We start from the raw sequence: 15,060 nt of genomic DNA, 5'->3' as shown, positions 1-15,060 counted from the left end.
GGACGCGTCCGGCGGGCGTTCTCGTCGTTCGGAGGGCGTCAGGCGTCCCGTTCGGGGTCCAGCGGCGCGATCAGGTCGTGCAGGGCCTCGAACAGGCCGGGAGCGGCGCAGATCGCCATCTCGGGCCCGACGGGCCTGCCGTGCATGCCGCCCACGAGCGCGCCGGCCTCGCGGGCGATGAGCCCGCCCGCGGCGTGGTCCCACGCGTTGGTGCCGCGCTCGTAGTAGGCGTCGACCCGGCCGGCGGCGACGGAGCACAGGTCCACGGCGCACGAGCCGCCGCGCCGGATGTCGCGCACGCGCGGCAGCACGTGGGCGACGACCTCGGCCTGTACGGCACGGCGCGCGGCGGAGTAGCCGAAGCCGGTCGCGACCAGGGCCTGCTCCAGCGGCACCCCGGTGGTGCAGCGCAGCCGCTCGCCGCCGAGCCATGCTCCCCCGCCCAGCGAGGCGGTGAACACCTCGCCGCGCGGCACGTTGTTGACCACTCCCGCCACGATCTGCCCGTCGACCTCCACGGCGATGGAGACCGCCCAGTCCGGCAGGCCGTACAGGAAGTTGACCGTCCCGTCGATGGGGTCGACGATCCAGCGCACCGAGCCGGAGCCGGTGGCGCCCTCCTCCTCGCCGAGCACGGCGTGCCCGGCGGGGATGCGGGAGCGGATCAGCTCCTCGGAGGCCCGGTCCAGTTCGGTCACCACGTCGGTGGGGCTGGACTTGGTGTCGGCGACGACGGGGCGGCCGGCACGCTTGGCGAGCAGCATCTCGCCCGCTTCGCGCGCTATCTCCTCCGCCTGTTCGAGGTAGTTCATGCCACGCTCTCGGGTCGCTTCCACTCCTGGCCGAGCACGTGGTGGGCGAGGAAGGCCCCGACGGTCTCGTACCAGGCCACGACGTTGCCGGGCTTGAGGATCCAGTGGTTCTCGTCGGGGAAGTACAGGAACTTGGACTCCACGCCGGTGCGCTGGAGGTCCCACCACAACCGCAGGCCTTCCCCGATCGGCACCCGGTAGTCCTTGTCGCCGTGGATGACGAGCATCGGGGTGACGATCTTGTCGAGCGCGTGGTGCGGCGACAGCTTCTCGTACAGCTCGGAGCCGGGCGTGCCGAACTCGCGCTGCCAGTACATGGAGGCGTCGGTGGTGCCCGCGAACTGGTCGAGGTTCCACAGCGAGGCGTGGGTGACGATGGCCTTGTAGCGGTCGGTGTGCCCGGCCACCCAGTTGGCCATGTAGCCGCCGAAGGAGCCGCCCATCGCGGCGATGCGCTCGTTGTCGATGTCGTCGCGGGCCAGGGCGACGTCGACGATGGCGTCGAGGTCGGCCAGGGTGCGGGGTCCCCAGTCGGCCCAGCCGCGGTCGATGTGGTGCTGGCCGTACCCGGTGGACATGCACGGGTCGGGCAGCAGGACGGCGTAGCCCTGGGAGGCCATGATCCACGGGTTCCAGCGCCAGGACCAGTCGTTCCAGGAGCCGAGCGGCCCGCCGTGGATCCACAGCAGGAACGGCGCGGGGTTGTCGGCGGAGGCGCCCTCGGGCAGCACGAGCCAGCCGCGGATCTCCTGGCCGTCGTCGGCGGTGGCGCTGATCTCGGTGAGCGTACCGGGCAGCTCCAGCTTGGGCGCGGGCGAGCCGAGCTCGGTGACCTGGCCGGTGGCCGGGTCGACGCGGACCGGGGTGGCCGGCATGTCGTAGCCGCTGCGCAGCGCGTACAGGGCCGAGCCGTCGGCGGAGGCGTTGAGGTGCAGGAACGCGCCGTCCTCGGTGATCCGCTCGGCCGTGTCGGAGCCGACCGGCACCCGGAAGATCGGGCGGCGGCCCTGGAGGTCGGCGGCGATGTAGACGGCCGAGGAGTCTGGGGCCCACTCGAGGTCGTGCGGGAACAGGTCGGAGGCGTGGCTGCGGCCCTCGCCGGTGGCCAGGTCGCCGATCCACAGCTCCATGCGGGCGGAGATCTCGATGGAGGTGTCGCGTTCGCGGATGGCGGCGACCTTGGTGCCGTCGGGCGAGATCACGGGGGCGAAGTAGTCCCAGCCCACCTCCGCGACCAGGACGCGGCGTTCGCCGGTGGCCACGTCGATGACGACGAGGTCGCTGCGGTTCTCGCCGCGCGGCAGGAACTCGCGCCAGGTGGTGACCACGGTGGAGCCGTCGGGCGACAGGTCGAAGGACGACTCGTGCAGCGCGTTGCCGGCGTCCGGGGTCAGCTCGCGCACGTCGTCGAGGCGGTCCTCGCCGAGCCTGCCCGCGAACAGGCGGGTGCGTGCCGGGCCCAGGTCGTGGTCCCAGTAGCGGACCGGGTAGCCCTCGTGCAGGATCGCGCTGATGCCGGCGTCCTTGCGCGCCTTGCGTCGCTCCTCCTCGGTGGACTCCTCGTCGCCGAGGACGTCAGAGGAGAAGACGACGGTCTCGCCCGCCGTACGGAAGGCGCCGATGCCGCCGGGGCGGTCGGCGATCTGGCGGGCCTCACCGCCGTGGCCGGGCAGCTGCCAGAGCGCGGGCAGCTCGTCGCTGGAGTCCTTGACGGTGGGGTCGGGCCGGCGGGAGGTGAACAGCACGTCGCCGGCGTCGGTGAAGGCGGCGCTCGCCTCGCCCTTGGCGGAGCGGGTGAGGCGGTGCGGACGGTCGCCGTCGGCGGGGATCTCCCACAGGGCGGTGCCGTACGACTTGGTGTCGGGGTTGAGGGACTGGACGACGGCGATCAGCCGCGAGCCGTCGGGCGAGAGCCGCAGCGATGCCAGGCGTGGGATGGCCACATATTCACGAATGTCCTTGAATGCGCTCACCCGATCGAACTTACCGGCCAGCACATAGGGTTGTCGCCGTGGGTAACTATGACGCGCTGCTGGTTCTGTCGTTCGGGGGGCCGGAGGGGCCGGACGACGTGATGCCGTTCCTGGAGAACGTCGTGCGCGGGCGCAACGTGCCGCGCGAACGCCTCCTGGAGGTGGCCGAGCACTACCAGTCGTTCGGCGGGGTCAGCCCGATCAACGAGCAGAACCGGGCCCTGGTGTCGGCGCTGCGCGACGAGCTCGACGTGCCGGTCTACTGGGGCAACCGCAACTGGCATCCCTTCGGCGAGGAGACCGTCCGGCGCATGAAGGACGACGGGGTGGCCAGGGCGGCGGTCTTCGCCACCTCGGCCTTCGCCGGCTACTCCTCCTGCCGCCAGTACTACGAGGACATCGCCCGCATCTCGATCGAGGGCGGGCCCGAGCTGATCAAGATGCGCCACTTCGGCGACCACCCCGGCTTCGTGGAGGCCATGGCCGACCGGGTGGGGGTGGCGCTGGAGAAGATCGGCCGGCCGGCGCGCCTGGTGTTCACCGCCCACAGCATCCCCTCCTCGATGGCCGCCGTCAGCCGCTACGAGGAGCAGCTGCGCCGCTCCGCCTCCCTGGTCAGCCAGGCATTGGGCCGCACCGGGGAGTGGGACCTGGTCTGGCAGTCGCGCAGCGGGCCGCCCGAGGTGCCGTGGCTGGAGCCCGACGTGCTCGACCACCTGCGCACCCTCGACGAGCCGGTCGTGCTGGCGCCGATCGGGTTCGTCTCCGACCACATGGAGGTCGTCTACGACCTCGACACCGAGGCCAGGCAGCTCGCCGACGAGCTGGGCCTGCCCATGGAGCGGGCGGCCACGGTCGGCACGCACCCGAGGTTCGTGGCGATGGTCCGCGAGCTGCTGGAGGAGCCGGTGCCGGTGGCCTGCGCCCCCGGCTGCTGCCTGCCGCTCACGCGTAGTCCTGGGCGTACGCGGCCGCAAGGTTCATGACCTTGTCCACGTACGACCAGGAGTGGTTGTAGGCGTAGATCGCCTTGCGCAGGTTGCCCGGCGCGCCCGACTTGCACAGGTAGTTGGCCGCGCCGGGAACGGCGTCGTAGGGGCTCCAGATGTCCTTCTCGCCGTCGCCGTCGCCGTCGACGCCGTAGTGGGCCCAGGTGCGCGGCATGAACTGCATCGGGCCGAGCGCGCCCGCGCTCGACGGGCCGTTGTTGCGGCCGTGCGAGCTCTCCACCTGGCCGATGGCTGCCAGGACCGTCCATGACAGGCCGGGGCAGTGGGAGGCGGCCGCCTGGTAGAGGTCGAGGTAGCTGCCGGGCCTGCCGACGGTGACCTGCTTGGCCCGTGGCTGCGCCGCGCCCAGCGCGACGACCTGGGCGGTGCCGCCCATGACCTCGCGCACGGCCGCGGCGTCGATGCGGCCCTCCTTGCCGTGCAGCAGCACGACCACGTCGGCGGCCAGGCCCATCGCCCGGCCGGCCTCCGTGCTGACGACACCGTCGATGCCCTTGAGCCCGAGCGGAGCCCCCGCGGCCACGCGCAACCGCGGACCACCGTCGACCTGGTACTGCGCGCCGGGGATGAGCCCGTAACGCCGGGTGGCCGAGCTGTCGGCGACCAGTTCGCCGCGCATCAGGGCGCTCCACACCGCGGGCTCGTCGGCGACGGCCTGCGGGGTCCACGAGCGGAAGGCCGCGGGGTCCACGGCGAGCAGGTTGAGCGCGGCCCCCGAGATGGTGATCATCCCGGCGTCGGCCGCCATGACCTTCTGCACGCCCTTGACCGCCGCGAGCCGGTGGCGGGTGCCGGAGGGAACGGCCGCGGACGCGATGGCCAGCACGCGTGCCGGGGTCGGGGTGATGCCGGGGCCGCCGCGGCCGAACTCTTTGACGGGCTCCTTGACCGGCCGGGCGTCGGGCACCAGCCGGTCCAGCCGGTCGGGTACGGCTCGCGCCGCCGCGGGGGCACGCTCGGGCTCCTGCCAGGGCAGGCCCAGTTCCCGCAGGCCGAGGGCGGCTCCGAAGCCGGTCAGCACGATCGCCGCGGCCAAGACCAGGACGATCGGGCGCAGCGGTGACGGAGCGGACACCGGGCGAGCCTAATACAAGGTTTCGATTTCCTGGGACTTTCCGGGCGAACCTTAAGACCTCCGGAACGATCCGCTAGGTTCTTGTGAACCCTCGCAACATCCGTCACACCGGAAAGTTTTCTTATGTCCCGACAAATCACTTCACTTCTAGCGATCGCAGCTGTTGCCGTCTCACTGGCCACTCCTGCCTCCGCTACGGCGAAGGAAGAGGTCGACTGCACCCAGGTCAAGTGCATCGCGCTGACCTTCGACGACGGGCCGAGCAAGTACGCCGGCCAGCTGCTGGACACCCTGAAGAAGGAGAAGGTCAAGGCGACCTTCTTCCTGGAGGGCCAGTACGTGAAGTCGCGCCCCGCCTTCGCCAAGCGCATGGCCGACGAGGGCCACGAGCTCGGCAACCACAGCTACAAGCACCCCAACTTCACGGAACTCGAATCGTGGGCCATTCGGTCCGAGATCCAGAAGACCCAGGACGTCATCAAGGCGGCGACCGGCGTCGAGCCCAAGCTGCTGCGCCCGCCGTACGGCATGACCAGCATCACCAGCTCCGAGATCGCCGGCGAGTTCGGCATGCCGCAGATCCTGTGGACCGCCGGCTCCAAGGACTGGTCCAGCAAGAACGAGGAGGCCATCAAGGCCCAGGTCCTCGAGGTGGCCGAGGCCAACGGCATCATCCTGATGCACGACTGGGTGAAGCAGACCGTCGACGTGATGCCCAAGATCATCACGTTGCTCAAGCGGCGCGGCTACACGCTGGTGACGGTCTCCGAGGTCATCAAGCAGTACGACATCCAGCCAGGAGACACCTTCCCGCTTCCCGACGGCTGGGAGAGATGAGTATCGTTCACATTTAGTGGACCAATGCTCCGAAGGGGTGCTCACCATGGTTTTCGTCAACTGGGCCGGTAACCAGACGGGCACCCCCGCCGAAGTACGCACGCCGTCCTCCATCGACGACGTCGTGAGCGCCGTCCAGGACGCGGCCCGTGAGGGCCGTCGCGTCCGCATGGTCGGAACGGGCCACTCCTTCACCGGAGTGGCCCTCACCGACGGCATCCTGCTGCGGCCCGGCGGGCTCAGCGGCATCCTGTCGGCCGACGACGACCGCGTCACCGTCGCGGCGGGCACCCCGCTGTGGCGGCTCAACGACGAACTCGACCGTCGCGGCCTGGCCCTGGCCAACATGGGCGACATCACCGCGCAGACCCTCGCGGGCGCCATCCAGACCGGCACCCACGGCACGGGACGCGACACCGGCGGCCTGGCCGACCAGGTCCTGGAACTGGAGCTGGTGCTGGCCGACGGCACGGTGACCACCGTCAAGCCCGGCGACGAGCTGTTCGACGCCGCCCGCGTCGGCCTGGGCGCGCTCGGCGTGCTGACCTCGATCACCTTCCGCGTCGAGCCGGCCTTCCTGCTGGAGAACGTGCGGCGGGTGATGTCGCTGACCGACATCCTCGGCTCGCTCGACTCCCTCACCGCCGCCAACGAGCACCTCGACTTCTTCTGGCTGCCGCACACCGACGCGTGCCTGGTCAAGACCAACAACAGGCACGCTGGACCGGCCAGGCCGCCCAGCGCGTTCAAGTACTGGCTCGACAACGTCTTCCTGGAGAACAAGCTGTTCGGCGCCGCCTGCGCGCTGGGCGCCAGGTTCCCCGGGCTCATCCCCGGCATCAACGCCGTCAGCGCCAAGGCCCTGGGCGACTCCTCCTCGGTCAACACCTCGTACAAGATCTTCAACTCGCTGCGTGACGTGCGCTTCCTGGAGATGGAGTACGCCGTCCCCCGCGAGCACCTGGCCCAGGCGCTGCGCGAGACCCGCGACCTGATCGACCGGACGGGTTGGAAGATCACCTTCCCGGTGGAGGTGCGGGTGACGCCGCCCAGCGACGCGTGGCTCTCGACCGCGTACGGCAGGCCGTCGGCCTACATCGCCTGCCACATCTACCGGCCGACCCCGAACCCCGCCTACTTCGAGGGCGTCGAGGAGATCATGACCAGGCTCGGCGGGCGGCCGCACTGGGGCAAGCTGCACACCCGCGACGCCTCCTACCTGGCCAAGGCCTACCCCCGGTTCGGCGACTTCGTCGCGCTGCGCGACCGCCTCGACCCGCGGCGGCTGTTCACCAATCCCTACCTCGACTCCGTGCTCGGCTGATCCTGCTGCTCCTGCTGGTCGGGCGCGGGGGTCTCGGCCGTCTCCCCCGACTCCTCCACCGGGTCGGGCGTCGGCTCCGTGCCCGGGATCTGGCCCGTTGAGCTCGCGGACGGCGTGGGCTGGACCGTACGGCTCGGCGTGGGAGCGGGCTCGTCCGAGGCGCTCTCGCCGGGCGTCTCGGCAGGAGTGGGCGAGCGCGACGGCTCCACGTGCGTCGAAGGACTCTCCGAGGGCTTCTCGCGCTCCTCGTGCACGGGAGCCTTGTGCTCCTGGGCCGGCTGCGGGTTCTGGTTCTTCACGATCTCCGGGACGGTACGGCCCGCGGCGGCCTGGATGGCCAGGATGCCCGCGACGCTGATCGCGAAGATCAGCGCGGCGGCGAGGCCGAGCTTCAGCCACGGTAGCGGCCTGCGCGTGGTCACCGGCGCCATCACCAGCGTGTCGCCCGCGTCGGCCGCCTCCGGCTCGCGCACCGTGGCGTGTACCGCGGTGGCCAGCTCGCCCTGGCCTTCCTCGCGCACCGGCGGCTCGTCCTCGCGCCGCCGCCAGGCGACCACGGTGTGTTCCTTGACCTTCTCGCCCGTGCGTTTCAGGTAGTGGGTGTAGACGGCACCGCCGATCGTGCTGGCGACACTGGCCACCGCCGCCCCGATGAACGTCCCCGCCACACCCAGGTACGAAGCGGCCACCGCGGCGGTCACGGCCGCCAGCGCGCCCCCTGCGATCTGCGGCACGCTCAGCTCGAACCTCGGCTGCTCGCCGCCCATCCCCGAACCAATCCCTTCCTCAGGTAAAGACCTTCCTCGTGAATAGACGCGACCGCGTGTCCTGTTGTTCCTGTGACGTGCGTGACAGGCAGATTCTCGGCTCGTGCCCCGCCCACTGACACACAACCCCGTCACCACTTGCCCGAAGTCCCCCGCGACCGGGGATTGGATTCGTCAGAATCCGACGAGGACCCCTGACGTCCTGCTGCACGGCGCCGAGGCCTGAATCCGGATGGAATGGATAAATGTGACCGGCGTCACATCCCCTGGGAGCTATCCCAGGAAGGCGATGTTCGGACATGCCGGGTACGGTGCTGGCAGGCAACCGGCAACCGCGAGAGACTCAAGGGTCCGGGGGAAGATTGAGCAAGACGCTGACGAAAGGACTCGCATGCAGGAGCTCCGACTCGTCGCGGTGAGCGAGGACGGCACCTACCTGGTCCTGGCGACGGCCGGGCGGGGTACCCGTTTCACGCTGCCCGTCGACGACCGGCTCCGTGCTGCCGTCCGCGGAAACTTCTCCCGTCTCGGCCAGTACGAGATCGAAGTGGAGAGTCCGTTGCGCCCCAAGGAGATCCAGGCCCGCATACGAGCCGGAGAGACCGCCGAGGAGATCGCCGCGACCGCCGGCATCCCGGTCGAGCGGGTCCGCTGGTTCGAGGGTCCAGTGCTCCAGGAAAGGGAGTACGTCGCCCAGCAGGCGCAACGCGTCGCCGTACGACTGCCAGGCGAGTCCGCCCCAGGCCCCACCCTCGGCGAACTCGTCGCCGAGCGGCTCACCCGCCGCGGCGTGCCCGCCGAAGAGATCGACTGGGACTCCGCCAAGCGCGACGACGGCCTGTGGCGGGTCAAGCTCGGCTACGTCTGGAACGGTCACACCCGCCACGCCGAGTGGCTGTTCGACCCCCGCAAACGCCACGTCACCCCGCACGACGAGGAGTCGATGCGCCTGTCGCAGGCCGACTTCGACCCCAATCCGCCCGTCGAGGACACCACCGTCACCCCGTTCTCCCCCCGGATCGGCAAGCTGCAGCCGGTGCCGTCGCTCAACAGCGACCCGGTGCCCTTCCCGTCCGTCGTACGGCGAGAGCCGCCGGAGGAGCCTGCCGTGGGCTACCCCCGGCCGATCGCGGGAGCGCCCGAGCCCGGCTACACGTGGCCCCCGGCCGACCGCCCCGCGGAGACCGGGTACACCCGGCCCACGGGCGAACGGCCCGGCGAGATCGGCTACGGGCGGCCCGCCGACAGCGGGTTCTCCCGCGCCGCCGGCGACAGCGGCTACGGTCACCCCGCCGAGACGGGCTACACGCGTCCAGCGGAACCCGGCCCAGCCAGGCCCGCCGACACCGGCGGCCAGCCTGTCGAGCCCACCCGCCTCATCGAGCCTGCCCGCCCCGCCGAGCCTCGGCGCGAGCCTGCTCCCTGGCTGCCCGACTTCGGCCCCGCCCGCACCGAACGGCCGGCCGCGAAGGAGAGCGAGCCGGCCGCGCAGGCGCCGGTGGCGAGTGAGCCGGAGGTGTACGAGCTGACGACGCCCCTGGAGGCGCTGGTCGACCAGATCCCGCTCCGCACCCCGGCACCCCAGCCGGCCCCGGCCCCCGACCAGGCGGAGGCCAGGACGGCCGAGCCGCCCGCAGCTAGGCCGGCCGAGCCGGTCGAGGTCAGGGCCGCCGAGCCGGTCGAGGTCAGGGCCGCCGAGCCGGTCGAGGTCAGGGCCGCCGAGCCGATCGAGGTGACGCCCGCCGAGACAGTTGCGGTCACGCCCGCTGAGGCGGTAGCGGTGCCGCCGGTCGAGCCGGCGGAGGTCACGGCCCCCGAGGTTGAGGCCGCCACCAGGCCCGCCGAGCCGGTCACGGCCCCGGTGGCCGAGCCCGTCGAGCGGGTGGAGCCCGCCGTCCAGGCGCAGCCCGCCGCGCAGGTGCAGCCTGCCGCACAGGTTGAGCCCGCCGCACAGGTGGAACCCACCGTCGTGGCGAAGCCTGCCGACCCGGCGCCCGCTCCCGTCGAGCCGCCCGCCGCGCGCGCCGCGGTCGCCAAGCCCGCGGAGCCGGAGCCTGCGCCGCCCGTCGAGGCCCCCGTGGTGCCCGTCGCACAGGCGGTCGCGCCCGCCGCGACGCCGCCCGTCCAGGCCGTCACCCCCGAGCCTGCACCGGTCGCCGCCGAGCCCGTCGCCGCCGAGCCCGTCGCCGCCGAGCCCGTCGCCAAGGCATCCACGGTCGAGGCCCCCGCAGTCGAGGCGCCCCCGATGGTCGAGGCGCCTGCGGCCCAGGAGCCCGCGGCTGAGGCGCCGAAGGTCGAGGTGGCCAAGACCGAGGCGGCCAGGACCGAGGCACCCGCAGCCGAGGCGCCCAAGGTCGAGGCCGCGGTCGAGCGCGCCCCTGAGGCCGTCAAGCCTTCGGTCGCCGAGCCCGCCGAGCCTGTCCCCGCCGCTGAGGTCGCCGTCGAGGCGCCCCCGGTGGTCGAGGCCCCCGCGGCCCAGACCCCCGTGGCCGAGCCCAAGGCCCCCGCGGCCCAGGAGCCCAAGGCGCAGGCCCCCGTGGCCGAGCCCGAGGCGTCTGCGCGGAGCGGCGTCCCCGAGTCCACCACCAAGCCCACGCCCGAACCGGCCGATGCGCCGGTCGCCGAGTCCCCCGCGGCAACGGAGAACACCGAACCCGCACAGGCCGAGGAGACCGTCGTGGCAGCCGCCGCATCCCAGTCCACAGAACCGGAGGCGTCCGAGCAGCCCGCGGACCCGCCGGCCGCCGCGAAGCCCGCCAAGCCCGCTCAGGAGCCGCCTGCCGTACCCGCGGCCAGGGAGGGCGACGGCGACAAGCACGCGCCGGTCGCCTCGCCGCCTCCGGCGCCCGCGGCCAGGCAGCCGAAGAAGAACGCCCGGGGCCGCCGGGCGTCGGTGCCGAGCTGGGACGAGATCATGTTCGGCGCCCGCCGCCAGGACTGACACGACTGACACGACGACTGAGGGCGGGCCCTGATCAGGGGGGCCCGCCCTCAGTCGTTCACGAGGAAGGGCGCCACCCACTCGGGTGTCACCGATCGCGTGAACGCGACCGCCTGCTCGCGCGACACGTCCACCGCGTGGTACCCGCCGCGCCCCGCCCCCACCCCGGCGATCACCGTGAGCACCCCGGAGCGCCGCTGGAACACCGTCTGCCGCAGCCGCCACCCCACCACGGCCCGCTGTTCGACGACCGCCTGGGAGCGCCGCAGCGACCCGGACCGCGCCGACAGCCGCGTCCCGTCGTATCCGTGCCCGAGCGACCGGTAGCGGTCGAGCCCGAGCGGTACCCCGAGGCCGGCCAGGACGAGCGAGGCGAGCACGAGGCCCGGCCACGCGGGCGGGGCGAGCACGGCCCAGGCGAGGGCGGCGGCGAGCCAGGGGGCGACGGCGCGGAAGAGCCGCCGCTGCCGGGCGACGGGCGGGTGGGCGATGAGCGGTCCGGTGTACGGCCCGACGGCTCGTGCGGTGAGGTCGGCGGCGACGGCGCGCGGTACGTCGGGCAGCAGTTGCCCGCGCGTCTGAGAGTCCCCCAGCCCGGTGACGATGGCCCAGACGCGCACCACGCCCGCCCAGCGTTCGGCGAGCGCGTCGACGCTCTCGTAGCCGCGTACGCGGGCACTCTCGAGTGAGACGCTGCGCCGGGTGAGCAGGCCGCGTTCGGCGACGAGGTGGCCTTCGCGGCGGCGGAGGGTGAAGTCCCAGGTGAACAGGGCGTACATGATGCCGCCCGCGATCGGCATGAGCACGACCAGGACGAGGACGGCCAGGATCAGCAGGTCGGGGTGGTTGACCAGTTCGCGGCCCGCGCGCAGGGCTTGGCGGCCCAGGCCCAGTTCCTCGCCGACCTGGAAGGCCAGGCCGATGGCGCCTCCGGCGAGGGCGAAGGGGGTGAGCAGGTAGGCGCCGGACAGCGGGCCGTACAGCAGCCAGCGCCTGGGCAGTTTGAACAGCACGTCCTGCGCCTGGGCGGGGGCGGCGTCCTGCTGGCGCAGCAGGACGGCCTTGAGCCGCTCGGCCTCGGCGAGGGTGACGCCGTTGAGTTCGCCCTCCTGGCCGGTGGCGCCGGTGTCGATCTTCAGCACGGCCAGGCCGAAGACGCGCAGCAGGGGCGGTGAGGCGATGTCGACGCCTCGGATGCGTTCCAGGGGGATGGTCTTGACGGAGCGGCTGATGAGGGAGCGGCGCAGTTCCAGCCGGTCGCCCTCGACGGCGTAGGTGAAGGTGAGCCAGCGCGCGACGGCGAAGACCACGCCGCCGCCGAGCCCGGCGGCGGCCCACGCGTAGGAGACGGGTGAGAATCCGCCCGCGAACAGGACGCCGAGCAGGGGAAGCAGGAGCGAGGGCAGCATCCTGACCGGGTCGATCAGCAGCACCTTGGGGCTGAGCCGCGCCGCCGTACTCGAGGTCATGTCGCGTCGTCCCTGAGTTGCTCGGCCCGCCGGGCCAGGAGCTCGGCCAGGTCGGCGGCGGTGCCGTACGCGAGGCCGTTGATCCGTGAGGAGCCCGCGTGTGAGGCGGTGCGGATCTCGAGGGTGGCCAGGTCGAGCAGGCGCTCGAACCAGCCCTGTGACTTGTCGACGGTCTGGATGCGGCTGACGGGCACGAAGACCCATTCGCGGGTGAGGAAGCCCGAGCGGGCGTAGACCACGTCTCCCGCCAGTTCCCAGCGGTGTACGGCGTAGCGCACGAAGGGCTCGGCCGCGAGCGCGGGCAGGCACAGGGCGATCACCACGGCGGGGACGATCCACCAGGATTCGTGCATCCAGTCCGGCACCCAGCTCCACCGGCTGGTCCCGATCCAGCGTGCGACGATGTACGACCCGGCGGCCAGGACCACGAAGGCGGCCAGTGAGTGAAGCAGCCACAGCAGGCGGGCCTTCGGGGAGACGCGCTGCGCAGGCTCACGGATTCTCACGCAATCACCCTAAATCGACCGCGATTGGGTCGCTCCCTTTACCGAGGCCCCGTCGTACCCTGATCAGGTATCTCAGCAGCTTGAACAGGTATTGGGGGCGCCAAGCCTTCCGGGCCTCCTGATGTTTTCGGCCCGTATCCGAGTCACGGAGCAACCCGAAACGGTCTGCGCATCGCCCGGAGGCGCGTAGCATCATCCGGCATGGGGCTGCGTCACTCCTCCACTCGCAGCGTCGTCGCCAAGGTGGCGGCGGCGACCCTGGTGTTCGCCGCAGCCGGGTGCGGCTTTCTCAGGGGCGGCGCCTCCGCCGCCGAGGAGATCGCCCCGATCAACGTCAAAAGCTCGGAGTTCCGCCAAGGTGGCGCACTTCCCCTCGAATACACCTGCCAGGGCAGCCTGGGCAGTCCCCCGCTGAACTGGTCGAGCCAGCCGCTGCCGAAGGTGAAGACCTTCGCGGTGGTCGTCGACGACTATTCGTCGACGAGCCAGGCAGTGCACTGGATCATCTACAACATCGACGCCCGGACCACCGTGCTGGCTCCGGGCATCCCCGCCGAGGGTGCCAAGCCGAACGACGTGCCTCCAGGTTCGAAGCAGGCACGGCTGGCCAACGGCAAGCGAGGCTACAACCCGCCCTGTCCCGAGTCCGACGGCAAGGGAAACTTCCGATTCAGCGTCTACGCGCTCAGTGACCAGCTCGAACTCTCGGAGAGCACCCCCCTCGCCGAGATCCTTCAGGGCATCGCGGATCTGACAATCGCCCGTGGACGCCTGACCGCCGTCAACATCGAGTGAGAGGGCGAACACTGCAGGTAGTAGTGGTTACCAATTCTTCACTTAGGGTGTGACAACCCTCCTAGTAGTCGGCACAATCAGATCCAATTGTTAGACGTTAGTGATCAAAAGGGGGAGGATCGCGTCGATGGCCGCGCGATCCCACTGGCGTCACAGGGAGGCCATGGCTGAGGTGGTGCAATGGTAGCGGTCGTCGTGATCTTGGTCGCAGTCGTGCTCCTCGTGCTCGTAGTCGTGGCGCTGGGCATGAGGTCGATGAACAAGCGGGAGAGCTCTCTCCCGCCCGAGCGTATGAAGGAGCTCATTGACCGCGAGGAGCGCACTCAGATCCGCTCGACGGACGAGTTCGCCGCGCACGAGCCGCGGATGAGCAATTTCAGCCCCGATTTCAGCCCGATCGACGAGGACAAGCCCAAGCCGGTCCGCACCGGCCAGCGTGGCAAGCGTGGCGTCGACGAGTGGGGCAACCCGTCCTCCGACGACGAGGACGAGGAGTTCTGGGCCAGCATCCGCAGCGATGCGGCCGAGGGCGGTTTCGGTGCCAGCGGCACCGTGAAACCGCGCCAGGCCAGCACGCGGCCGCGTGAGACCGTTTCCGACGACGCCAATGCCACCACGGTGCAGGCCCCTCTGCCGCAGCGCCCGGTGGAGCGGCCCGTCGCCCGCCCCGCCGCCGCTGCCGCCTCGCTCGGCAGCCTGGTGGACCAGCCGAAGAACGACGTGGCCGACCAGCGCACCGTCACCTTCGCGGCACCCACGCCCGACGTGATGAGCATCCTGGGCCCGGGCAGCAAATCGGTGCCCTCCACGCACACCGGTGCCCACCCCGCCGCGGCCGGCAGCGGACCCTCGACGGGCTCGTTCCAGCCGGTCAGCGCCGCCTCCACCGGTTCGTTCCCGGCCGCCACGACGTCGGGGTCGTTCCCCGCCGCGAGCGCGTCGGGCTCCTTCCCCGCGGTGAGCCAGTCGGGCTCCTTCCCCGCGGTGAACGCCTCCGGTTCGTTCCCGGCCGTCAACGGCGGCGCCGCCCGCAGCGCGCCGACCAGCGACCCGTTCCCCGCCTACGGCAACGACGCCCTGGAGACCACCTGGCAGCAGCCGCTGCCCGGCACGGCCTCGGGTTCGTGGCCCGCGGCCTCGCACGACGTGCTCGACGACCCGGCGCCCGCCGGAGGCTCGTGGCCGGCGTTCGAGGGCGGCTACACCAACGGCACCTACTCCTACGAGGTGGGACCCGGCTACGCGGCGCCCGACGGCGACGCCCTGACCGGACCCTCCCCCGCCGTCGGCACGCCGACCGCGCCCAGCCGGGCGGTCTCGGCCTACGACGACGTGCTGTCGCCCCCGGCCTACGAGCGGGCCGGCTACACCACCCCCGGCGCCCCGGCGAGCCCGGCCGCGTGGCCCGAGCCGCCCGCCAACACCTGGCCGACCTACGGCGAGATGTACGGCTCGCAGCAGCAGCAGGAGGCCGGCGCCGGACGTCGTGGCGGCGACCAGGACTACAACGACTACTACCGCTGATCTGAACGGGGTCCTCGCGCGAGGGAG

General features: G+C 71.7%; 12 protein-coding genes. 6 read left to right on the top strand and 6 right to left on the bottom strand.

What is annotated here, in order from left to right:
* Window positions 1-38 precede the first annotated feature (38 nt).
* Both HNR30_RS28640 and HNR30_RS28635 read right to left on the bottom strand, forming a co-directional pair.
* On the bottom strand, window positions 39-812 hold the full coding sequence (locus HNR30_RS28640; protein WP_181613174.1) for an inositol monophosphatase family protein: 774 nt from the start codon (window positions 810-812) through the stop codon (window positions 39-41).
* Window positions 809-2,785: a S9 family peptidase gene (locus tag HNR30_RS28635; RefSeq protein WP_312894700.1), complete on the bottom strand. Its 1,977-nt coding sequence runs from the start codon at window positions 2,783-2,785 to the stop codon at window positions 809-811. Before HNR30_RS28635 ends, HNR30_RS28640 begins: the two co-directional genes overlap by 4 nt.
* 38 nt (window positions 2,786-2,823) lie before the next feature.
* Between HNR30_RS28635 and HNR30_RS28630 the strand changes: the two genes are divergently transcribed.
* The gene (locus tag HNR30_RS28630; RefSeq protein WP_312894699.1) at window positions 2,824-3,771 is read left to right on the top strand and encodes a ferrochelatase; all 948 of its coding nucleotides are present in this window, start codon (window positions 2,824-2,826) and stop codon (window positions 3,769-3,771) included.
* Here the strand turns inward: HNR30_RS28630 and HNR30_RS49490 are convergent.
* Window positions 3,731-4,870, bottom strand: a complete 1,140-nt coding sequence (locus HNR30_RS49490) for a lytic transglycosylase domain-containing protein (RefSeq protein WP_312894697.1) — start codon at window positions 4,868-4,870, stop codon at window positions 3,731-3,733. The two genes, HNR30_RS28630 and HNR30_RS49490, sit on opposite strands and share 41 nt — an antisense overlap.
* Window positions 4,871-4,993: 123 nt before the next feature.
* Here HNR30_RS49490 and HNR30_RS28620 point away from each other — a divergent pair, with 123 nt between their 5' ends.
* Together HNR30_RS28620 and HNR30_RS28615 are read left to right on the top strand one after the other, a co-directional pair.
* Entirely contained in the window at window positions 4,994-5,707 is a 714-nt protein-coding gene (locus HNR30_RS28620; protein ID WP_181613172.1) for a polysaccharide deacetylase family protein, read from the top strand.
* A gap of 46 nt (window positions 5,708-5,753) precedes the next feature.
* Window positions 5,754-7,031 carry a D-arabinono-1,4-lactone oxidase gene (locus HNR30_RS28615; protein ID WP_181613171.1) on the top strand — a complete coding sequence of 426 codons (1,278 nt, stop codon included), beginning with the start codon at window positions 5,754-5,756 and terminating at the stop codon, window positions 7,029-7,031.
* Here HNR30_RS28615 and HNR30_RS28610 read toward each other — a convergent pair.
* Entirely contained in the window at window positions 7,007-7,798 is a 792-nt protein-coding gene (locus tag HNR30_RS28610) for a hypothetical protein (RefSeq protein WP_181613170.1), read from the bottom strand. The two genes, HNR30_RS28615 and HNR30_RS28610, sit on opposite strands and share 25 nt — an antisense overlap.
* A gap of 391 nt (window positions 7,799-8,189) precedes the next feature.
* Here HNR30_RS28610 and sepH point away from each other — a divergent pair, with 391 nt between their 5' ends.
* On the top strand, window positions 8,190-10,739 hold the full coding sequence (gene sepH, locus HNR30_RS48270) for a septation protein SepH (protein WP_246379554.1): 2,550 nt from the start codon (window positions 8,190-8,192) through the stop codon (window positions 10,737-10,739).
* 50 nt (window positions 10,740-10,789) lie between these two features.
* On the opposite strand, the gene HNR30_RS28600 is transcribed toward sepH, so the two are convergent.
* Window positions 10,790-12,208 carry a PH domain-containing protein gene (locus HNR30_RS28600; RefSeq protein ID WP_220134135.1) on the bottom strand — a complete coding sequence of 473 codons (1,419 nt, stop codon included), beginning with the start codon at window positions 12,206-12,208 and terminating at the stop codon, window positions 10,790-10,792.
* Window positions 12,205-12,714 (bottom strand): PH domain-containing protein, encoded by a 510-nt coding sequence (locus HNR30_RS28595; RefSeq protein ID WP_312894696.1) that lies wholly within the window; start codon window positions 12,712-12,714, stop codon window positions 12,205-12,207. The genes HNR30_RS28600 and HNR30_RS28595 overlap by 4 nt, the downstream gene beginning before the upstream one ends.
* 201 nt (window positions 12,715-12,915) lie before the next feature.
* On the opposite strand from HNR30_RS28595, the gene HNR30_RS28590 reads away from it, so the two are divergent.
* Both HNR30_RS28590 and HNR30_RS28585 read left to right on the top strand, forming a co-directional pair.
* Window positions 12,916-13,509, top strand: coding sequence for a YbhB/YbcL family Raf kinase inhibitor-like protein (locus HNR30_RS28590; protein WP_181613169.1), 594 nt, complete (start codon window positions 12,916-12,918; stop codon window positions 13,507-13,509).
* A gap of 195 nt (window positions 13,510-13,704) precedes the next feature.
* The gene (locus tag HNR30_RS28585) at window positions 13,705-15,033 is read left to right on the top strand and encodes a hypothetical protein (protein WP_181613168.1); all 1,329 of its coding nucleotides are present in this window, start codon (window positions 13,705-13,707) and stop codon (window positions 15,031-15,033) included.
* The last annotated feature ends 27 nt before the right edge of the window (window positions 15,034-15,060 follow it).

It is taken from the genome of Nonomuraea soli, assembly GCF_013761175.1.
Lineage (GTDB): Bacteria > Actinomycetota > Actinomycetes > Streptosporangiales > Streptosporangiaceae > Nonomuraea > Nonomuraea soli.
This window is presented reverse-complemented; position numbering and strand designations above follow the sequence as displayed.